The following is a 22,412-nucleotide window of genomic DNA, read 5'->3' as shown; positions in this document are numbered from 1 at the left end:
TATCAACTTATAAATCACCAATTCTAAATTGACGCGACACCTTAACACTAGTGCCCAATTTTTTGCAGGTTCGTGAAAATATTCGATACTGAAATAGAACCCTCTTTTGTAGGTGCCTTGTGAGAAAACAACGTTATTCGCTCAGTATACACATTACAAGCTTGTTCCTTATCCTCACGACACTTGTCGGAGCCGTACTGATCGCGATCAGTTATCAGCACGCTCAAGAGTTGCTAACAGGCAGCGCAAAAGAACTCAGTCAGGAGAACAGCCGTAAGCTCGAATCGGTGTTTAAAGTCAAGACAAGTGCGATATTCACGACTTTAGACTTTATGGCTGTCGGCGAAAACCTTGACTCGCACAGTAAAATGGCCTCCAACAAGCGCTTAATGGCGTCGTTAAGTATTATCTTTCAGAGAAATCCGGGCGTCGTCGCTTTTTACTACGCCAATGAAGCTGGCGATTTAACACTTATCAGAGCATTGCGTAACAACATCGATAGAGAACGTTTTAATGCACCCGCAAAAGCCACATTGATGATCAATCGAACCCAAGTCTCAGGGTTTAATGAATTTGTGTTTTTAGACGGCAACTTTAAAACCCTTGCCCGTGTGAAAAACAGTAGCAATACCTTCGATCCTCGTACAAGGCCTTGGTTTCAAAATACGGATAGGGATGGCGCGATTCGACTTACCCAACCGTATTACTTTTATTTTTTGAAAACCACAGGTGTGACATTGTCACGTAGAACGCCGGATGGAAATAACGTCGTCGGTGCCGATTTTACATTGGACTCATTATCAGAGCAGTTACATGGACTGGGGTATTCAGACAATACTCAACTTCTTCTTTTCGACAATCAGTTCAAGATCCTCGCTCTTCATAATACCGATGCCTCTTCTTCTGACACGGGTGAACTAACACTTCACGAACCTGAAACCAGCCTTTTCAGAACCGTGTTAGGACGTAACTCCAGCCAGGTTTTGTATGAAACGTTAGAACAAGGCGGTCTGCGCTGGTCAATCACTCTCACTCCCGTGTCACTTAATAGCGAAACACGTCTGCTACTGGCGGAGGCGACACCTCAAGATGACCTGCTTGCCTCTTTGCTTTCAATGCGTGACAAACAAATCAATGTTGCCATTTCGATGCTCGCCGTTTGCTTTGTCGTGGTTTGGATTGTCGCGCAACGTTTGGCAAATCCTCTCAGATCGCTGATGGAGCAAACTCACAGTATCGCCCGCTTCGACTTTAAAAAAACACGCTACTCAAAAAGTGTAATCACGGAGGTGGCTAACCTAACCCACTCTATCGAGCTCATGGAACATACGCTCTATGATCTTCTGCGATTACTCAGAGAAACCGCCAGCAACCAAGACTTCAGCGTGCTTGCTAAAACCATTGCTCATCAGAGTTATTTGGTAACCAAGGCGGAAACCATCAAGTTTTATACATGGGACGACAAAGAAAATGAGTTCGAGTGTGCAGCCAACCATGCCATCATTCCTTTTAAAATCGACATCAACGAGCTTATCCATAACACTGCTTGGTCTCACACCCAACTTGCCAAAGGTGAGATCGTTCACCTGAACATTGATGACAACACTCTAGCAAACTATCGAGATTCACTTTACAACTCCGACTTATACCTATTTCCTCTTCACAACCGAGAGCATCAATTGGTTGGTGTGTTATTGCTAGGCTACGAGCGCGCTATTACGCCAGAACAGAGCGACAAACACGCGTTTTTAAAAGAGCTGTTAAGTTTTGGCGCGATCGCGAAAGAAAATATCGATCGCATAGAACAACAAAAAGAGATGTTAAATGCCTTTGTTGAACTGATTGCATCAGCGATTGACACAAAGTCGCCCTATACGGGAAGCCATTGCCAAAAAGTCCCTAAACTCACTGAACTAATAGTTCAAGCCGCAGCAACTGATGAGCGCTACTTTCCACTATTTAATATGTCCAAAGAGCAATGGGAAGAGATCCATCTAGCCTCTTGGCTTCACGACTGCGGTAAAGTAACCACCCCGGAATATGTCATCGATAAAGCAACCAAGCTCGAAACTATCTACGACCGCATACACGAGATTAGAATGCGCTTTGAAGTTCTTAAAGCGCAAAAGGAAGTCGAATATTGGAAGTCGGTCAATGAAGGCGGAGATCAATCTGCTCTTGCGTTGCAACTCAAACAATCACTGTCAGCACTGGATGATGACTTTGCCTTTGTCGCGCAATGCAACTTAGGCTCAGAGCAGATGGATGAAACAGCTAAAGAACGCCTAAAAACCATCAGTCAGCTTCAATGGATACGTACACTCGACGATCAATTAGGTGTGTCCTGGGTTGAAAAAGAGAGAGCTGGTAGACCTTCACCACTCCCAACCCTAGAATACCTGCTTAGCGACAAACCTGTTCATATGATCCCATGGACGGATAACATTACCCCTCAAGAATGTTGGGATGAAGAGTTTAAGCTTAAACCGAGTCAGCTCAAATATAACCGCGGTGAGCTATATAACTTACTCGTATCACGAGGAACGCTAAACGACGAAGAACGCTTCATCATTAACGACCATATAATTCAGACGATCCTCATGCTCAAGAGACTTCCTTACCCTGAGGACCTCAAAAACATTCCAGAAATTGCAGGCGGCCATCACGAGCGAATGGATGGTCGCGGTTATCCAAGAGGCCTTTACGAAGAAGATCTATCAATCCCTGCCCGCGTAATGGCAATCGCCGATATCTTTGAAGCACTGACATCGAGTGATCGCCCCTATAAAAAAGCCAAGTCACTTAATGAGTCCCTCACTATTCTTACTGACATGGCTACTTCTGGGCATATTGACCCTAAACTCTACTTACTCTTTTTAGAACAAGAGATAGATCAAGAGTACGCCACGCTCTACTTGCCCGATGAACAAATTGACACTGTCGATCGTGAGTTTCATGTTAGGCAAATAAGAACATTCCTCAAATCTAGATTCTAGAGCTTATACCGCTTAAATTTACAGAGCTTTTACTCTAGCTCATCGAGCCTCTAACTTTTCGCTATCAACCTCATACTTTCAACAGCTTAGGTGCAAAACTAGTCATTATTTAATCGATTGCCATCTCAAAGGTTGATGTATGTCAAAGAGTCATAGACAATACGCTGCCAAATAGAATTTAGGTCCCGATCACTCTTTCTCGATTGGCACCTACAATTGGTTAAGTATTTTTTGGTTTTGCCTATCGGTTTGATAGGCAGCATCAATTTTATAATTTGAGTTAACGTTGATAGGGTTAGCCCTCTAAACAAAACGCTAGCAATCTATACACATGCTAACTACCTCGTTTCTAAGGGAAGGATGATGGTAATACCAGAAAACAGCAGCATCGTTATTTTTGGTGCTTCGGGTGACTTGACCTACCGCAAGTTGATCCCTGCTTTGTACCACCTTTATGCTGACAAGCAGCTTCCAGAAAACTTCGCCATTTTAGGTGTAAGTCGCACTGAATACAGCGATGAGTCATACCGCGAAAAACTGAAGCAGTCGCTTCAAGAAATGGAAAAAACGGAACCAGCAACGCTTGATGCGTTTATGAATCACCTTCATTACCAAGCGATTAATACGTTTGAAGTTGATGACTATGCGAAGCTAGCGACTCGCTTAGACGAGTTAAATACTCAATACCAATTTGAGTCTGGTAACATCCTTTTCTATCTATCAACACCACCTAGTCTGTACGGCGTTATCCCAGCAAACCTTGCAGCTCATGGCCTGAATGACGAATCGAACGGCTGGCGTCGTCTTATCATCGAAAAGCCATTCGGCTACGACTTAGAGTCAGCTCAAAAATTAGATAAAGAAATTCACGAGCACTTCCAAGAGCACCAAATCTACCGCATTGACCATTACCTTGGTAAAGAGACAGTACAAAACCTTCTTGTATTACGTTTCTCAAATGCGATGTTTGAACCGCTATGGAACCGCAACTTCATTGAGTACGTTGAAATCACAGGTGCAGAGTTCCTTGGTGTTGAAGAGCGTGGCGGTTACTACGACGGCTCTGGTGCAGTTCGTGATATGTTCCAAAACCACCTGCTACAAGTTCTTGCAATGGTTGGAATGGAGCCACCAGCACAGATTAATGCTGACTCAATTCGTGATGAAGTAGTTAAGGTGCTTCAGTGCCTGAAACCTTTAGAAGAAGAAGATCTGCGTAAAGACCTAGTATTAGGTCAGTACACGGCTTCTGATGTTCGTGGTCAACACCTTCTAGGTTATCGCGAAGAAAACGGTGTAGCGGATGACTCACGTACAGAGACCTATATCGGTCTAAAAGCGCACATCAACAACTGGCGTTGGAATGGAGTGCCGTTCTACGTACGTACGGGTAAACGTCTACCGACACGCGTTACCGAAGTTGTGATTCACTTTAAGAACACCCCTCACCCAGTATTTGGTCAAGATGCACCTGAGAACAAACTGATTATTCGTATTCAGCCAGACGAGGGCATCCAAATGAGCTTCGGACTAAAAGAGCCTGGTGCAGGTTTCAAAGCTCGCGAAGTGAAAATGAACTTCTCTTACGCTGACCTTCAAGAAACCAATATGTTGACGGCTTATGAGCGCCTACTTCTTGATGCACTAAATGGTGATGCAACGCTGTTCGCACGAACTGACGCTGTAGAAGCGTGTTGGAAGTACGTTCAACCAATTCTAGATTTCAAGCAAGACCCTCAAGCGCTCTTTGGTTATGCTTGTGGTACTTGGGGCCCTCAAGAAGCCGACGAACTTCTCGAGCGTGATGGCCGCGCATGGCGTTTCCCATGCAAAAACTTAACAGACACGGATTACTGCGAACTATGATCAATCATAAGATTTTTCAAACCGCTGAACAGGTAGTTGAAAGCTTAGCAAACGATATGAAAGCCTTCAGTGAACTAGGCCGCCCAGTGCATATTTCACTATCTGGTGGCAGCACACCGAAGATGCTTTTCAAACTTTTGGCACAAGCACCATACGCTGAAGGCATTCAGTGGAATAACCTACACTTCTGGTGGGGTGATGAGCGTTGCGTTGCTCCTGACGATGCTGAAAGCAACTACGGTGAAGCAAACACACTACTGTTTACCAAAGTGAGCCTGCCAGCTGAAAACATCCACCGTATTCGTGGTGAAGATGAACCAAAAGTCGAAGCCGAACGCTTTGCAAAAGAGATGGCTGATGTTATCCCGACTGAAAATGGCACGCCAGTATTTGACTGGATTCTTCTGGGCGTAGGTGCAGATGGTCATACAGCTTCTCTGTTCCCTGGCCAAACTAATTATCAAGATGAGAACCTATCTGTTCTCGCTTCTCATCCTGAGTCAGGACAAATCCGCGTTTCTAAAACAGCAAAAGTATTAGAAGCAGCAAAACGAATCAGCTACCTAGTCCTAGGTGCAGGTAAAGTTGAGATCGTAAACGAAATTCATACAACTCCAGCTGAAGAACTGCCTTATCCGGCAGCGAAAATCCAGTCTAAAACTGGTGAAACGGAGTGGTACTTAGATTCAGACGCAGCAGCAAAAATCGCGTAATGCGAGCGTCCAAATAGGAAAATTGGAGAGAAATAATGAAAGGTGATATCGGTGTAATTGGCCTAGCGGTAATGGGTCAGAACCTTATCCTAAACATGAACGACAACGGTTTCAAAGTTGTTGCTCACAACCGTACTGCTGCGAAAGTAGACGAGTTCCTAGAAGGCCCAGCAAAAGGCACAAACATTGTAGGTGCGTACTCTCTAGAAGAGCTAGTAGAGAAGCTAGAAACACCACGTAAAGTAATGCTGATGGTTCGTGCTGGTGCAGTCGTAGATACTTTCATCGACAACCTAATCCCACTTCTAGACGAAGGTGACATCATCATTGATGGTGGTAACACTAACTACCCTGACACAAACCGTCGCGTTGCACATTGCCGCGAGAAAGGTATCCACTTCATCGGTACTGGTGTATCTGGTGGTGAAGAAGGTGCACGTTTTGGTCCTTCAATCATGCCAGGTGGCGCAGCTGAAGCTTGGGAAGCGGTTAAGCCTATCTTCCAAGGTATCTCTGCAAAAACTGACGCTGGTGAACCTTGTTGTGACTGGGTTGGTAACGACGGCGCTGGCCACTTCGTTAAGATGGTACACAACGGTATCGAATACGGCGACATGCAGCTTATCACTGAAGCTTACCAGTTCATGAAAGATGGTCTTGGTATGTCTGCTGACGAGATGCAAGCTGTATTCGCTGATTGGAACAAGACTGAGCTAGACAGCTACCTTGTTGAAATCACAGCTGACATCCTTGGCTACAAAGATGAAGACGGTGAGCCTCTAGTTGAGAAGATCCTAGACACAGCAGGCCAAAAAGGTACTGGTAAGTGGACAGGTATCAACGCACTAGACCTAGGTATTCCACTGACGCTTATCTCTGAGTCTGTATTCTCTCGTTGTCTATCTGCACTGAAAGACCAACGTGTTGAAGCTGAATCTCTATTCGGTAAGACAATTACTCCAGTTGAAGGCGACAAGCAAGAGTGGGTTGATGCACTACGTCAAGCTCTACTAGCTTCAAAGATCATCTCTTACGCTCAAGGCTTCATGCTAATGCGCGAAGCGTCTAACGAGAACGGTTGGGATCTAAACTACGGTAACGTAGCTCTAATGTGGCGTGGTGGTTGTATCATCCGTAGCGCATTCCTAGGCAACATCCGTGATGCGTACGAAGCGAACCCAGACATCGCATTCCTAGGTTCTGACGAGTACTTCAAAAACATCCTACAAGGCAGCCTAGCGGCATGGCGTAAAGTAGCAGCGAAATCTCTAGAATCTGGTATCCCAATGCCATGTACGATTTCTGCGCTATCTTTCTTAGACGGTTACACAACTGCTCGTCTACCAGCTAACCTGCTTCAAGCTCAACGTGACTACTTCGGTGCTCACACTTATGAGCGTACTGACCGTCCACGTGGTGAATTCTTCCACACAAACTGGACTGGTACGGGCGGCGATACAGCGTCTACTACTTACGACGTGTAAGAAAAGGCTTAAAAGGATGAGTACGGTATTTCATCATACCGAAAAGTCCTACTATAATTAGAGCGTTATGGAGGATGTTAACTTGTTTAACATCCTCTATTTTTTGAAACCTATACAAGGAGCCGTCCATTATTGGTACGGATATGGTGACACACCCTAACCTGGATGGTTAATACAATCATAATTGAGGTTCTTGAGATGACTATTAATAAGTACTTTGTATTCGTTCCACAAAATGAGGAACAAAACACTTCAAAGGACGATAACGTGGTAACAAAAACGGAAACTCAACGTCAGGCTTTAGTTAAGCAAGCGCAGCAACAAGGCGGCTTGTAAACAGCTAGGTTTCAAAAACAAGAGGAGCATATTTGCTCCTCTTTTTTTATGCTTCTAGCCTTCTTGCCCAAGCTTCTGCGGCATTTTGAATTCGTTGGAACGCTAGCAAAAAGGCTTGTTGGTCTTTCTGATAAGGGTCATCAATTGTTCCATCTCCACTCCATTGTCCAAACAGCAGCGTTTTACTCCTAGAGGTCGGAGATATGCGAGTCAAACGTTCAATATGACTTTGCTCCATCACAAGGATCAGATCAGCTTGATTACACATCTCAGCTGTCACCTGTGTTGCTCTATGAGCTTGAATATCAATGTCATGTTCTTTCGCAACCAAGATGGATATCGGAGCCGCTTTGCAATTCGCAAGGCCACTTTTGTCCGTAACTAGCCCTGCTGAACGGACCTGTTTATTTGGAAGCAACTTCTTTAGTACACCTTCTCCCATCGGAGAACGACACACATTACCCATACAAACCACAAGAATTTTATTGAACAATTTCCGACGTCTCCTTTGGTCTAACGATTTGGATACTTGCTGTACTCCCTGCCAGAACGAGTAATAGCACAAAAGTCATCGCGTTGGCTGGCGCTTGCAAATTGAAGTCGACTGAAATGTGCATCAACATACCGATAAGTCCCATCAGACAACCCAACGCCGTTCCACGTAGGGTTTTGCTGTTTCTTTTACTCATTGAACGTACAGTCAAGTAAATCGCCCATATCCAAGCAAAGCCGAGTAGTAGTGTGGCGGGTAAACCGGCTTCAACGGCGAACTGAAGGTAGTCGTTATGGGCGTGGTCATAATATCCGATGTTGAATTGGGTATATCGAGGAAAAATGGTATAGAAACTTCCCATTCCTGTGCCAGTCAGTGGAAAGCCCGAGACAATGGGTAAAGACCACTCGATAACTTCATCTCGCGTTTCTTTCAAAACGGATGTTTGTTCAAGCCGCTCTTTTACTTTATCAAGACCAAAAACCGCACCTACCACGACCGTATCAACGATGATCAAACTCACAATCAGAGGAACCATGGCTCGTGGCTTGTACTTGTAGAACGCCAGTGCAGCCAAACCACCAAGTGTCGTAGCAGCGAAAAAAGCCGTATTCCCCATTCGAGAGCGAGTCATCACCAAAGCAATAACCATAATCACTAACGCCAGTCGCACAAACATCTTTCGTGAGACTATCCCCTCGCCCCAACGTCGCAAGCGTTCAAACCAAGAACCCGACGGGCTGATGTGGAGCTGCGCTATAATTAAACCAATTCCTAAAACCAGACACATCATCAGGTAATTGGCTAAATGGTTTTTGTAGACAAACGAGCCCGTCGCGACGCCAACTTCTTTAAAGCCAAACACCAGTGATTGCTCCCAACCTAGCAGCACAGCAATAGCTGCATAGAACGCTTGGAAAGCACCACTTAACACGACCGTATATAAAACTTGCTTGAGTCTAAACGTTGTATACACCAATACAGCGACGTTAAAAGCAAACAAGGTATAGGTAATTCCTTTTACTAAAGCCGTTTTTGTCGCATGGGTATCTAGTGATATATAACCATGGCTTGAGCCCGCATTTTGGAACAGTTCAACGGCATTAGGTGACACAATTGCCAGTTGACTGAAGCTTAGCGGTATGAGTTGGATAGCAACCCAAATTTGAAATAACGTCAGAGGAATTAACAGCCATGCGTAACGCCACACTCTCGCGAATGGAAACTGTCGCTCTTTAGGCATGTAGCTAATCATAAGTAGAGTTGATTGAACAGAAACCCAAACTTCAGCTATTGACCACGCCCATACTCGGTTGGATGCAAGAGGAATAGGCAACCAAAAAATGAGCCCTAGCAGTAGGTAAAAGCTAACCTTCTCTAAACGAGCCATAATACTTCCATGAAAAAAGCCCATAGAAGGGCTTGTATCTTAAACTTTGTGACCAATAGTAATCAGCTACCAGAGACCGCATTTGGCTGAGCAGCTGGAGCATTTGGTAATCCTGGTGTACCCGCAGCTGTTGCCTGAGCAATTTGAGTAGGATCGACACCTGCCTCGATTGCAGCTGCTGTAATCACTTCATTTGAAACATTAGCGGCCTGAGCAACCTTAGCAACTTGTGCAGCAGCAGCTGGAGCAGCACTGATGGCAGCAGCCACCGTTACATCAGCCGATGCTGGCGCAGCTTTGATCGCCGCTCTAACCACTTCAGTTGCCGCTGCTGGGTTTGCCTTAACGACCGCCGCTACAACTATGTCCACCATTTCTGGATACTGAGCAATTAGACTTGCGACAAGATCCGTTGGAGCGAGATCTGTACTTGCAATAACCTCAGCCAACTGGGCATCACTGATTTCCTGCCCTATTGCTATTGGACTTGCTGAAATAGCTAGACCTAAAATAGAACTTAGAGCCAATACCTTTAACTTCATAAACATCCTTATATGATTTTGAGTTCAAGGAACAAAGATCCAATCAAAACGCTGAATCTTAGGCATGCTAGCAAATTCGTGCTTTTCCTTGATATCAAACTAAGCGCATTCTCAAATTAGTGACACTGTATTCATTTGTAACTAATTTAAATGCGCGAATTACTCACAATATCGATTATTAATATCGTTGAAACTAAGCAAACTACACGCTCTTAGCTTATTCGTTTGATCACCAAATAATAACTCCCACTCATTAGTTATCCTGTAGTCGTTGGAACTTATGAGGTATTGGGTTGTAATCACTTTATTTTCAACGGATAGACTAGGCCAATAGGACAAATAAAAGTCCAAGCTGTGCAGAGCAACTTGTGTATCAAAAGGAGCAAGTTGTTGTGCATTAGATAGGTTATGCTGAATAGCTTGCATAGGTTCCCCTCGGTACCAAGATTCTTTCGACATCTGTGAATATTGATGAGCGGAAACAGGTCGTATTGAATTCGCCTTATTCAGTCTGTTAGAAATCAATGCTATGTCAGGTTCATAGCCAGACGCATTGCCCATCCACCGTTCTATTTGAGCCAAATAGAGCAAATACTGAGGATTGTCTCCTGTCCAAAATTCAACACGTTCAGCTTGTATGCGAATTTCTTGAATATCTTCAAGGTTAAGACTGCCCTGTGCACCTTTTACCAATTGTTCGGTAGATATGTAATATAGGTTACCTACCGCATTTCTTACTGCATAAGCGGTGACGTAGACAGCACTTCCAATCACCACCAAACAAACGGTAAAAAAACCAACACGACTAAGAAAGCTCACGAGTATCCTCTTTCTTAAGCTTTTCTTTAATAAGCAACCAGGCATAGATACTGTTTGTTGTGGCGTAGCGTTTCCACATTCTTCCTGGTTCTTGCATGATGCGGTAGAACCATTCCAAACCATATCGTTGCATCCAAAGCGGCGCGCGTTCGACTTTACCCGCGACAACATCAAATGTTCCACCCACACCCATAACAAAATTCACGCCTAAATCGGACTTCCATTTATTGATGAAGTTTTCTTTCTTAGGTGATGTAATCGCAACAAACAGCATTTTCGCACCAGATTCACGGATTTTATCGACAACGGCTTGTTCATCGTCCCAAAAATAGCCATGGTGAGCGCCTGCTATCTTCAGTTCTGGATATTGGCTGTGCATTCTAGTCGCCGTTTCCGCCACTACTTCTTCGGTCGCACCCAAATAAAAAACAGGCATAGACTCTTTGGCTGCCATCTTATTGAGCTCCATAAATAAGTCGACACCAGCTACACGTTCTGACACCTCGTGTCCCACAAAACGAGCTCCCCACACAACGCCCATGCCGTCGATATTAATGATGTCGCATTGAGTGACGCTTCTAGCAAGTTCAGCGTCTTTACGCATGTTAACTAGTTTGGCAACATTCACCACCACATGTTGGGTGAACTCACCTGCTACGACGCGATCTTTGATCGACTTGACGGTTTCAGGCATGGTCAAGGTGTCCATAGGGCTTCCCAAGAATGTCACTCGGCTCACGATTTTTCTCCCTTTCGATTGTTTAAATAGATGCTCATAGATAGATACATCCAAGCTTGCGTCCAGCGCACGTAATTTATCTTGTTGGTTGTTTGTCCATTCTTCTGATACACAAACTGTTTCTTCTCTGATAAATAAAGTTCTTCCAATGACCACTTGAGAACTTTGCCAGCCATCTCAATATCTTCTTGCTCTCCTCCTACCTTAATCAAGGTAATCACAGCTTGAGCAACAGAATGCGGGTCGAGAGGGTAACGGTTGTTGTTGTAGTATTTCGCTGTACCGTCAGTTTCAAAAAGATGTGCTTTGTAATAAGCTATTCCCTGTGTAATCGACTCATCAAAATCATTAGTTTGCAAAGCGTGTTTTAGTTCATAAAGCGCTTCTAGGTTGTATCCCGTATGGAAGCCATCAATGAACTGGTGGTGATTTCTCGCCCCGTAGACCCAGCTTCCATCTGCTGACTGCTCTTTGACACTTTGCATTGCCACACTATGGGCAAGCTCCGTAAAGTCAGAGCGTTTAATCTCAGAGCCCACAAAGCCAACCCATGCAGCAGCCCATAAGCTTGCATTGTGAACAAACGCTTTTTCACCTGGGATATACGCAAAGAAAGTTCGCTCTTTCTCTTCGGTGTAAAGGTGTTTGACAATGAATTCTGCACTTGAGAAAGCGGCATCGATATAACGTTTGTTATTGGTACGCTTGCCTAGTTCAAATAACGCTCTACTCACATAAATCGTCGAGATCACATTGGGCTTACCTTTGGGTACAAAGAAAGCGCGTGCTTTCCAATCAAAATGATAGCCCCAGCACGAAGCGCCCCAAACGTCTTGATTACATTGATTATCTAACAGCCAATTGGCCAATTTCTCAGACTCGTCAAGTAAACTCTGCTCTTGAGTCATCTTATGCTGTTCGAGCATTCCAGAGATAAACAAAGCAACGCCTTTTGGGTTACGTTTTTTTGGAACTCCCAGAATATGGCGCATATTGATATTTGAGCGCTTAAAAGCTTGAATCCATGCTAGGCCAAACAGTGAATTACGTAATTTCGGTACCACATCAAAGAGACGTGCATTTAGCCCATCAAAAGGGTCATAACCTGCAAAATCATTACGGGTAGCGTCTGCTAGAAGTGAAAGACGTACATCAGAGATCATGAGTAGCTCCTAGAAGTTGATACTTCATCGTAAATGTTTTGAAGTTGAGGGATGATGGCTCGAACTGAAAAACTCTCATCGAATTTCCGTTTCGCATTACTCACATAGTCTTGGTGTAAATCAGGGCTTTGAATCAATTCAATAAGCGCATTGGCAAGTGCCTCCGAGTCTCCTGCTTCAACAAGAATGCCCTCTTTACGATGTTCAATTGCGTCAGGAATTCCTCCTGCATAAGTAGATACCACCGCTACACCTGTCGACATAGCTTCGAGCACACCCATAGGAAAACCTTCGTTGTAACTTGGTAAACAAAAGACTTGGCTTTTGTTCAGAACGTCCAGTTTGTCTTTACCCGAAACCCAGCCCATGAATTCGACTTCAGATTCGAGATTTAGATCTTTGGCGATAGCCTTAAATCTCTCAACCTCACCGTCTCCCCCTACCAAAAGTTTCACGTCAGGACATTGTTGTTTCACGATGACCATCGCGTTGAGCAGATCGTGTAACCCTTTACGTTCTCCAACTCGACCAAGGAAACTAATATAAGATGACGGCACTCGCTTCCCATCTGTTTCAAGCGAGGGCACTGCATTGTAAAGAAGCCTGAAATGCTCTGAGCGTTCAAAAGTAGACTTGCCCCACTCTATCCATTGCGAAGACAGTACAATCACCGAGTCTGACATTTCGAAAGTATCTCGAATATGTTTTTGTCTTTTCGGATCACATTCGTGGGCGTAAAAGTCTCTAAACTCTGCACCGTGTAAGTGCAGAATCACTTTCCCGCCCATCGTTTTGATCACTCGTACCAACAGAGACTTACGTAAATAGCTGCCTCGAGAAGCTACGTGAATGTGCACCAAGCCCACACGATAAAAAATGTGGTAATAGATCACCTTAAATAAGGCCGATAAGTAAAGCAGTATCGCTCCTACACGGCCAAATTGACTGTTAGTCGAGTGCGTCGCAATGAGTTTCACGGAGTTATTGGACAAGAAACCCGCTTGCTTATATACATTTAGTACTGTCGCGATGCCACCTTGCCCATTGATGTCAGTGGCAACCGTCAAGTTAATCTTATTTTTCATCATCTTCTATCGTACAAATAGCTTGAATAACCTTTCCATTTTTCGACCGCACCAATGTCTCAACGATGTCTATGTTCACCTGCATTGAGCTTCCTAATCGAGCTTTGACGTTTGAGACCAACTTTTCTTCTTGTTCACGGTCGTAGTCATCATTGACCAATACTGACACCGTAATTGAGCCAAATTGATCTTGATGATATTGCGACCCAATGACACCAGCGACCCCTTTTACACATTGGTCGAGCGCGTAAACCTTTTCGTGGTCTTCATTGTAGACATGCGAAACAGTGCGACCCTCTATCGATTTAATCACTGGGAACACACGCCCACATGGGCAAGTTTGGTTTGTTGCTAAAACCACATGATCCCCGGTGCGATACCTAATCAGTGGATAAAGAGCATTGTTATAACTGGTTCCTACAATTTCATGTTTCCCATCACCACTTTCAACAAACTCGACATGAGAATAGTCAGAGATAAGGTGATAATTTCCATGCTCACAACTGCCAATCGCCGCGACACGCTCAAACAATCCGTACCAGTCAAAGACTTTACACTTAAAACGCTTTTCAATAATTTGACGATCTTCTTGAGATAAGGCTTCAGAAGAGGTCATAATCGATTTCAGTCGACCTTGGTAATATTGGTCTACGCTTTCGAGATATTTGGCAAGCGTTGCGATAGAAGAAGGGTATGCTTGAATAATATCGACACCATAATCTTTCATGGCTTTTAGATAGCTTGGGATAGCCTCTGAAGACAAATGAAAAGATGACATAACGATCATGTTTTCAAAATAGGAATAGCGCCAAAAAGGACCGCTCTTTTGCTCCATCGGCACAACAAGGTCCCCGCGAAGCCAAGCTCGGTGGTCACCTTGTTTAAAGCCAGCCCATTCTAAGTAGCGAGATACAAACGCTTGCTCTCTTAGGACAGAGTCCAGATTTTGCGGTATAGATAACGGAGCACCCGTCGTTCCGCTCGTGCTTCCTTTCACCGTTATAAATGGCTTTACATGTTTATTGGTGAAGTCATCTGGAGAAGCCTTTACTTCATCTTTATCAACAAAACCAAACTCGGCAAATTCTGTGTTCTGTTTGAAAGCTTCAGTACCTTTTGCATTAGATAATGCAAAATCTAGTCGTTCCTCACGAAAGGCCGCGAGCATTTCCTCTGAGCGCTCATTTTCTTTAAGGCGATTCTTTAAAGTAGCGATACGACGTTCACTCCGAATTGCACCTCGAATAAGCCCCCTTAGAGACACCATCGCGCTTTGGATTATTACCGGTGATTTTTTGTAGATTGCAGAACTATACACATCAACTCCTTCTACGCCCTTGAATCTTGCAAAAATGGTGCGGTACCTTCGACATCTGAACGGTTTTCGTGAATGTCGTATTCCTTATCTTTGACCCATCCAATTATTTTCGCTGGTATTCCACCAACAATAGCGCCTTCAGGTACACTCTTTGTAACCACACTGTTAGCCCCAATTATCGCGTTATCGCCTACAACAATCGGCCCCATGAGAACGCAATTTGGACCGAGATAAACTCTATCCCCGATTTGAGGTACATTTTTATAAGGCCCCTTCCCTGCGGTTTTACAACCTACTCCAATACTGCAGTTTTCACCTATAACTGTACGGTCGTGCAACAACACTCCCATTCCTCTATAGGCAAATGTTGTACCCTTGCCAATTTTGCAGATAGCGGAAACTCGGCTACTGTAAAAAATAAAAATAATTAGCTGAAATATCTTTGGAAAAAATGGCACTCTACGCTCATATAACCAACGAGAAAGACGATAGAATAAAATTGCATTTGGCATATTAAACCTTAATAAAATCTAAGAACCATAAATAGAATGGCATCTAAACTTCATGTAGATGGCACGCATGATCTGGTACGAAAAATATAACCAACACAAAATTTCTCCGCGTTCTTCTCCCTTGTCGAAAAACAGAAAAATTGCACAGGCTGATATAAACAACAAAACGAATGATGCTAGGTTAATTCTTAGCATCAAGCTTCCCTTCCCTAGAGTCATAAATACATTGGAGTAAGGTAATGAGAGTTGTGATGACAACAAACCACAAAACAATCCGATCCGTACGCTATAACTCTCAAACAAAAATGAAGTCACTAAAACAAATATAACGACAATAGCTATAACATAAACAAATACCAATTTTTCGAATGAAGCAATGCTTGTATTGCCGCTACTGCTTTTAACCGACGATAAGAATCGTGTAGATAATAATCGAGGAACAAACTGAAACATCATTGCTAAAGTAAAAACTTGAGCGATAGAACTTGAACTTTGCTCTCCAAACTCATCGATTACAATTAGAGGTAGTAGGAACGATATTCCAGTTGAAAGCCCACCAGACAAAGAGTAACTAAACACATTTTGGAAAAACGTTTTCTTAGTTGTTATTGAACTCTCATTCTTATCAAATAAGTCAAAAACCGTAATAAACAAAAACAGGAATGTACCTAAAACCAGTACTTCACCACTTGGCTCTAACACAAAGAAAAAGACAACAAAGAGCAAGGTGCTAAGCGCTGAGCGAATCGCCAAGACATTCATTCTATTGAGTGCAATTGAATCTTCCCTTGCTATCATAAACAATGAAAAGAATAGGCTAGCACCAACAGCATAGCAGTAACTTTCAAGCCCAAAACTCCATAAGGAGTAAGTCGGTATTGAAACAATCAAAGTTAGAGCGAGCATTGTTAACACTCGTAACTGAACCGAGACAGTCCCCTCCTTGACATAAGATTGTGTTGATACAGCCACACCCGAAAAGGTCGCTATTAAACTCACAATAAAAAACGACTGTGAAAATAGATTCGCGACCTGTGTAGAAGCAAGCAGCGTAACCAAATAAACCGAGAAAAACCTATACGCTGACGGGAAAGCTGTAGCGATAGATTGGAATAAATGATTTTTCATATCCCTACCGCAACCTCATTGTCTTTTTCTTTTTCAATCATAAACAGCACTAAGCAAAAGGAGAATATATACCCAGCGATCGGCCGTACAAACACACCATTGGAAAACAAAGCGGAGACCATCGCTGCGATGATCAAACACTTAATAAAGGAATTTCCGTTGCTATAGTATTGGTTTAAGATATAAAGGAATGAGGCCAGAAAGATCACTCCACCTTCAACCAACATTGTTATGACATCGCTATGAGCACCTTTAAGTGCCCACCACCAGATGTCTGTTGCAATTAAATCACTCTTATACCCGTTTCCTATCAACCACTGTAAAACATCATTTTCCATTAATTGTTCGTACTTATCGATATACATGGAAATTCGTCCAGAGGAAGTCGAATTTATAATACTCATATCGACAAACAACAAAAGTAAAAGCATTGCAGCAAAGAAGTACGGAATATATAGGGAAAGCTTATACCGACCCACTTTTGAGTTCATAAGGAAATTGATCAGGTAGAAAGAGATCAATAATAAAGAAGCAGTTCTCACCCCCCACATCTGATAAACTAAAACAAACACCACTGCTAAGTAAGCCAAAAATAACTTTATACCGACGTGTTGATGCTTATACAGAGCGTGCACTAGGATTGCGCTCATACAAGCAACATAAGCTGTCGAGTGCAAACCACTAAAATAAGCAGGAGACCATGAGACCAAACGGTTCATAATACTTGGCAAAAATGCTAAACCGACAAAAACAAGTGCAGCGACTAGCACAACCAAAAACTTACAACGTGATATTAGCAGCGCTTTCTCTTGTTTAGAGCACTCCCAAATAACCGGTGCGGCTAAAAGAGGAATAAAGACTTTTAGGTACCAGCTTAAAAACGAAAGTGCTGATTCATCAGTATAAAGTACTGTCGATAAGCAGTAACTAATCGCAACAATAATGGCAGGAACAAAAACCGTTTTGTATGCACGGAAGATGTACACAGCACCTATCAGCGTCGCTATTATCCAGGTTGCATCACAAAGATTATTAAGCAGTTGACCCACAGGGTTTAAATAAACACCTGTGGACCAAGGAGCGATAATCAACTTGATACATAGCGAGACAAAATATGCCTCTATCAAGAACCTTTGGCGGGTAAAACTCACATCAACCCTCGAGTATCAATGACCACCTTCTGTGCCAAATCCCGCTTATCTGCGACTTTGAATTGCTTGTGATCCACCAATACGACCACTACATTTGCTCTTTCAATCGCTTGCTCATAGCTTTCTAAAGAAACACCTTTTTCTTTCAAAGAGTTAGGTAACTGTTCAATATTTGGTTCCACACAGATAAGTTGGCCAACATCACGTTGTTCTAGCGCTTCAACTATCTGCACTGCAGGGCTTTCACGTAAATCATCGATATCTGCTTTAAAGGCTAAACCCAAGCAAGCAATAACGGGTCTTTTAAACTCATCAGCAGCTTTTGCGACTTGGTCAACAACATAATGCGGCTTGCCGTCATTCACCAGGCGCGCTTGTTCGATCAGTTTCGCCTCATCTGGACAACTATTTACAATGAACCATGGGTCAACAGCGATACAGTGTCCACCCACACCAGGCCCAGGGTTCAGAATATTAACGCGAGGGTGTCGATTTGAAAGCTTGATAAGTTCCCACACGTTAATTTTGAGTTTGTCACAAATGACTGAAAGTTCATTGGCAAACGCTATGTTCACATCTCGGAAAGAGTTCTCGGTGAGTTTTGCCATTTCAGCAGTACGAGCAGTAGTGATGATACATTCGCCACGAACAAAGGTTTCATACAACTCTTGAGCGCGCTTAGCACAAGCAGTAGACATACCGCCAATGACGCGATCGTTTGAAATCAGTTCTTGCATAACGTATCCAGGAAGAACACGCTCAGGGCAGTGGGCAACTTTGATATCTGCATTGTCGCCCATATCTTGAGGAAAACTCAAATCAGGGCGAGCTTCACTTAACCATTCCGCCAACTTCTCTGTTGCACCAACTGGTGATGTAGACTCTAGAATAACAAGGTTACCTTTCTCTAGAACTGGAGCAATCGCCTTGGCAGCGGACTCGATGTATGAAAGATCAGGCTCATGATCTTCACCTTTAAATGGGGTCGGTACCGCCACCATGAACGCATCCGCATTCTCTGCCACAGTGGTCGCTCTTAGCTTACCTACATTGACCGCACTTCTTACCGCGATATCTAAATCGGGTTCAACAATATGAATATCACCCGCATTAATGGTATCGACAGCATGTTGATTAACATCAACACCAACAACATTGATTCCGCGTGAAGCAATAACGGCTGCCGTAGGTAAACCTATATAACCTAAACCAAAAACTGACACTGTTTGAAAAGACATAATTTAATCCGTTTAACTATTTAGCTAATTCATTCAAAATTCGTTGGCACGCTTGCCCATCACCATATGGGTTATGGGCAAAGCTCATTTTTTCGTAAGACTCTTGGTCCGTTAGCAATGCTTCTAAGCCAGTCACAATCTTGTCTACATCGGTACCAACAAGTTTCACTGTTCCTGCAGCGACAGCTTCAGGGCGCTCGGTCGTATCACGCATAACTAGAACAGGCTTACCTAAAGATGGCGCTTCTTCTTGAATACCACCTGAATCGGTCAAAATGATATGCGCTCGGCTCATGAGATAAATGAAAGGCAAATACTGCTGAGGCTCTACCAAATGTATGTTGTCTACATCGTTCAAGATGCGGTTAACGGGCTCTCGCACATTTGGGTTTAAGTGGACTGGATAAACGACTTGAATATCATCATGTGCCTTAGCTACGTGTGCTAATGCCTGACAGATTCGTTCGAAGCCTCCACCAAAACTTTCTCTGCGATGGCCCGTAACCAGCACTAATTTCTTACTGGTATCTAAAAACGGGAACAATTGAGATAGCTCTGCCTCAAGTCCCTTGTCAGTATCAATTTTGTCTTTAACCATCAAAAGTGCATCAATCACTGTATTTCCCGTGATACATACTGACTCTTTAGCAATGTTTTCACGCAGAAGGTTCGCTCTCGAAGTCTCTGTCGGTGCAAAGTGATATTGGGTCAATGCCCCCGTCAATTTGCGATTCGCTTCTTCGGGCCAAGGTGAATAGATGTCGTTAGTACGTAAGCCTGCTTCTACATGACCCACAGGTATTTGTTCATAATACGCGGCAAGGCTTGCTGCAAATGTTGTCGCGGTATCACCATGCACTAGAATGACATCAGGCTTGAACTCTTCGAGTACAGGTTTTATCTCTGTAAGAATACGGGATGTGACTTGATTTAACGTCTGCCCTGCTTTCATTAAGTTCAAGTCATAATCGGGTTTGATCTCGAATAACTCCAAAACTTGATCAAGCATCTCTCTATGCTGTGCAGTAACACAGCAACGTGCATCGAATCTATCATCACTGTTGAGTGCATGTACTAAAGGCGCCATCTTGATAGCTTCTGGCCTCGTACCAAAAACCGTTAGAATCTTCTTATTTTCCATAATATTAAGCTCAGTATTAGTAAACTGCTGTGACGACAACCTTCATCACAGATGGGGGTTCGTTATGCTTGTTCTGCTAGGTGGTTCTCACCGTACGTTCCGTAAGCTCCATATTTTCCATAGCCACCGTAACCGTATTCTTCCTTCAGTTTTCTCTGCGACACTTGATTTACTACTACGCCATCAATGGTAATGTCGTGAGCAATATGCTTAGCAAACGTATTGCGAATATTAGAAATACTTGTCGAGTTGGCTTTTGCCACAATGACAACGCCACCAACTAACTTACTGATAATCATCGAGTCGCTAACAACCAACGTTGGCGGCGTATCAATAATGATTCGATCAAACTTCGCTTCTAATGTCGCCATCAAATTCTTAAATTTGCATGAGCTCAGAAGCTCTTGGGGGTTAGGAGTTAGCATTCCCGCGGGTAAGATCGTTACGCCCGACTTTTCGTCAGTAATCAAGCATTCATCTAAGTTGGTTCCCATCAAGAGATGATTAGTTAGACCTTGCTGATATTTTTTAAGTCCGAAACGCTCTGAAACAGCTGGCTTTCTCAAATCACAATCGATCAAAAGTACCCTCTCAACTTTTGCAAACGCCATTGCTAGGTTAATCGAACACGTTGTTTTGCCCTCGCTGGGCAAAGATGATGTAATCGCCAATCGCTTTTTACCCGTATTAAATGTACTTAGAGACAAAGCTGTTCGAATGGAGCGAATCGATTCGCTAAAAGGCAACATATCTCCATCAAAGAAGACGGTATTATCGAGATCTCTCTTTTTAAAGCGTTTACTATCGATCTGAGGAACACTCCCCAGCGGCACAAGACCAAAACGCTCCTCAAACTCTTTAGCCGATGCTACGCTGCTTCTCATAGCATCCGTAACCAATACCAAAACAATAGCGAACACGATTGAGCCAACAAATGCTGCCATTACAATCATTTTCTTATTCGGTTTGATTGGAAGAAGCGGAATTCGCGCGTAGTCAGTAAAGCGCGCGTTGGCAGCTTGGAAGTCACTCGTTGCGGTTGTTTCTTTCTGCCTAGTAAGGAACAGACCTAATACTTGGCGGTTAGTTTCAACCTCACGCTTTAATGACTCATAGCGTTGCTTTTTCGCTGCAATTGATTGAAATGCTCCCTTTTTGACACTCAGCTCTTTCGCGAGTAACTGCTCTTGCGCCTTTAAAGCTGATAGTTCCTTCGCCATACCTTTAATCAGCTGATTAACGAGTTCTCTGGACTGTCTGTCAATTGAGTCAAGTTGTGCGCGCGCTTGCTGCATCTTTTCATGCTTAGGGCCATAGCGTAGAGACAGTTCTTGAACGTTTTTCTCAACAGCAACTTTTAGTTTTCTAATTTCGACAACTTGAGGGTGGGTCGAAATGGTCGGTATTGAGGCAATAGTCGCGACGTCTAAGTTTTTACCTCTTCGAATAGAGCTATAAGCTGACTCTACTTCAATGCGTCGATCGTTAACTTCTGCAAGTCTAGCGCTTAGGTTACTAATCTCTGAACTCGCCAACGCATCAATACCACTGTCGTCAATCAGTTGCTCTTGATTCAAGTAGTCCGTCAATCGCTGTTCTGAGCGTGCCAATTCACCTTCAAGTTCTTCAAGACGATTGCTTATCCATACTGAAGCGTTCATGGTTGCCGCAAGTCTCGATTCAACGTTCATTTGTATGTACGCTTCACCGACAGCGTTTGAAATCTGAGCAGCCAATGCTGCATCTTCAGACGTGAAGCTGATCTTTACTAGCTGTGTATTTCTGATCGGTGAGATTCGCAGCTGACTTGCGAAAATAGACAAGGCCCTTTGGCGAACCACTTCGTCGACTACCGCGCTTTGTTGATTCTCTTCACCACGATACGCTTGAAAAAATGGCATGGATTTCAATTTTGCCAACAACGACTTGTCGGGCGTCAATGATGGATTGAACTCAGGCAAAAGTTCCAACTCTAATTCTTCGATTACACGTTCACCAATTTGATATGACTTTAGAATCTCAAATTGAGTCTGATAATATTCCTTTTTGTTAGAATCAATTCCAACCACTTCTTCAATTGAGACCGCATTGGTCGTTTCGGCTTCGATCATCAAAATCGACGTTGCTTGGAATTTTGGTGTAATTGAAAAAACGACGAGTATGGCTAACGCGGTCGCGAGAGCAGAGAAAAGCGTTATTTTAAACCAGTTATTTTTAATCAACTGAAGGTACTTTGTTAGATCTAAAGCCTCTTCAGGAATGAGTTTTTTCTCATTGGCTGATGACATTTGCATGAGT

At 43.5% G+C, this 22,412-nt stretch carries 19 protein-coding genes; 5 read left to right on the top strand and 14 right to left on the bottom strand.

Features of this window, described 5'->3' with window-relative positions; translation table 11 throughout:
- Positions 1 to 119 precede the first annotated feature (119 nt).
- The 5 genes from F0231_RS11910 to F0231_RS11890 all read left to right on the top strand — a co-directional run bounded on the left by F0231_RS11910 (position 120) and on the right by F0231_RS11890 (position 7,395).
- Entirely contained in the window at positions 120 to 2,996 is a 2,877-nt protein-coding gene (locus F0231_RS11910; protein WP_171759938.1) for an HD domain-containing phosphohydrolase, read from the top strand.
- A gap of 363 nt (positions 2,997 to 3,359) precedes the next feature.
- Entirely contained in the window at positions 3,360 to 4,862 is a 1,503-nt protein-coding gene (zwf, locus tag F0231_RS11905) for a glucose-6-phosphate dehydrogenase (protein WP_171759957.1), read from the top strand.
- Entirely contained in the window at positions 4,859 to 5,575 is a 717-nt protein-coding gene (gene pgl, locus F0231_RS11900) for a 6-phosphogluconolactonase (RefSeq protein WP_171759958.1), read from the top strand. Before zwf ends, pgl begins: the two co-directional genes overlap by 4 nt.
- A gap of 35 nt (positions 5,576 to 5,610) precedes the next feature.
- Positions 5,611 to 7,059 carry a decarboxylating NADP(+)-dependent phosphogluconate dehydrogenase gene (gene gnd / locus F0231_RS11895; RefSeq protein ID WP_164650590.1) on the top strand — a complete coding sequence of 483 codons (1,449 nt, stop codon included), beginning with the start codon at positions 5,611 to 5,613 and terminating at the stop codon, positions 7,057 to 7,059.
- A 198-nt stretch (positions 7,060 to 7,257) separates the two neighbouring features.
- Positions 7,258 to 7,395, top strand: a complete 138-nt coding sequence (locus tag F0231_RS11890; RefSeq protein ID WP_171759937.1) for a hypothetical protein — start codon at positions 7,258 to 7,260, stop codon at positions 7,393 to 7,395.
- Positions 7,396 to 7,441: 46 nt separating this feature from the next.
- Here F0231_RS11890 and F0231_RS11885 read toward each other — a convergent pair whose 3' ends face one another.
- The 14 genes from F0231_RS11885 to F0231_RS11820 form a co-directional block, all read right to left on the bottom strand.
- On the bottom strand, positions 7,442 to 7,888 hold the full coding sequence (locus F0231_RS11885; protein ID WP_171759936.1) for a low molecular weight protein-tyrosine-phosphatase: 447 nt from the start codon (positions 7,886 to 7,888) through the stop codon (positions 7,442 to 7,444).
- Positions 7,878 to 9,278 carry an O-antigen ligase gene (locus F0231_RS11880; protein ID WP_171759935.1) on the bottom strand — a complete coding sequence of 467 codons (1,401 nt, stop codon included), beginning with the start codon at positions 9,276 to 9,278 and terminating at the stop codon, positions 7,878 to 7,880. The genes F0231_RS11885 and F0231_RS11880 overlap by 11 nt, the downstream gene beginning before the upstream one ends.
- Positions 9,279 to 9,340: 62 nt before the next feature.
- Entirely contained in the window at positions 9,341 to 9,820 is a 480-nt protein-coding gene (locus tag F0231_RS11875) for a hypothetical protein (protein ID WP_171759934.1), read from the bottom strand.
- Positions 9,821 to 9,979: 159 nt separating this feature from the next.
- The gene (locus tag F0231_RS11870) at positions 9,980 to 10,639 is read right to left on the bottom strand and encodes a hypothetical protein (RefSeq protein WP_171759933.1); all 660 of its coding nucleotides are present in this window, start codon (positions 10,637 to 10,639) and stop codon (positions 9,980 to 9,982) included.
- Complete coding sequence (locus tag F0231_RS11865) at positions 10,626 to 11,378, bottom strand: WecB/TagA/CpsF family glycosyltransferase (RefSeq protein ID WP_171759932.1); 753 nt, start codon at positions 11,376 to 11,378, stop codon at positions 10,626 to 10,628. Before F0231_RS11865 ends, F0231_RS11870 begins: the two co-directional genes overlap by 14 nt.
- Positions 11,375 to 12,541, bottom strand: coding sequence for an aspartate-semialdehyde dehydrogenase (locus tag F0231_RS11860; RefSeq protein WP_171759931.1), 1,167 nt, complete (start codon positions 12,539 to 12,541; stop codon positions 11,375 to 11,377). Before F0231_RS11860 ends, F0231_RS11865 begins: the two co-directional genes overlap by 4 nt.
- Positions 12,538 to 13,629, bottom strand: a complete 1,092-nt coding sequence (locus tag F0231_RS11855; protein ID WP_301337908.1) for a glycosyltransferase family 4 protein — start codon at positions 13,627 to 13,629, stop codon at positions 12,538 to 12,540. The genes F0231_RS11860 and F0231_RS11855 overlap by 4 nt, the downstream gene beginning before the upstream one ends.
- A complete protein-coding gene (locus tag F0231_RS11850; RefSeq protein ID WP_171759930.1) occupies positions 13,616 to 14,944 on the bottom strand; it encodes a phenylacetate--CoA ligase family protein in 1,329 nt (442 codons plus the stop codon). The genes F0231_RS11855 and F0231_RS11850 overlap by 14 nt, the downstream gene beginning before the upstream one ends.
- Positions 14,945 to 14,955: 11 nt before the next feature.
- Complete coding sequence (locus F0231_RS11845; RefSeq protein ID WP_171759929.1) at positions 14,956 to 15,456, bottom strand: serine O-acetyltransferase; 501 nt, start codon at positions 15,454 to 15,456, stop codon at positions 14,956 to 14,958.
- A gap of 18 nt (positions 15,457 to 15,474) precedes the next feature.
- Positions 15,475 to 16,584 (bottom strand): hypothetical protein, encoded by a 1,110-nt coding sequence (locus F0231_RS11840; protein WP_171759928.1) that lies wholly within the window; start codon positions 16,582 to 16,584, stop codon positions 15,475 to 15,477.
- Positions 16,581 to 17,735, bottom strand: coding sequence for a hypothetical protein (locus F0231_RS11835; RefSeq protein ID WP_171759927.1), 1,155 nt, complete (start codon positions 17,733 to 17,735; stop codon positions 16,581 to 16,583). Before F0231_RS11835 ends, F0231_RS11840 begins: the two co-directional genes overlap by 4 nt.
- On the bottom strand, positions 17,732 to 18,973 hold the full coding sequence (wecC, locus tag F0231_RS11830) for a UDP-N-acetyl-D-mannosamine dehydrogenase (protein WP_171759926.1): 1,242 nt from the start codon (positions 18,971 to 18,973) through the stop codon (positions 17,732 to 17,734). The genes F0231_RS11835 and wecC overlap by 4 nt, the downstream gene beginning before the upstream one ends.
- A gap of 16 nt (positions 18,974 to 18,989) precedes the next feature.
- Entirely contained in the window at positions 18,990 to 20,114 is a 1,125-nt protein-coding gene (gene wecB / locus F0231_RS11825; protein WP_171759925.1) for a non-hydrolyzing UDP-N-acetylglucosamine 2-epimerase, read from the bottom strand.
- A gap of 62 nt (positions 20,115 to 20,176) precedes the next feature.
- On the bottom strand, positions 20,177 to 22,408 hold the full coding sequence (locus F0231_RS11820; protein WP_171759924.1) for a polysaccharide biosynthesis tyrosine autokinase: 2,232 nt from the start codon (positions 22,406 to 22,408) through the stop codon (positions 20,177 to 20,179).
- Positions 22,409 to 22,412 lie beyond the last annotated feature (4 nt).

This window comes from Vibrio sp. RE86 (genome assembly GCF_013114545.1).
GTDB lineage: Bacteria > Pseudomonadota > Gammaproteobacteria > Enterobacterales > Vibrionaceae > Vibrio.
The sequence above is the reverse complement of the archived record's forward strand: the minus strand, read 5'-3'. Positions and strand labels throughout refer to the sequence as shown.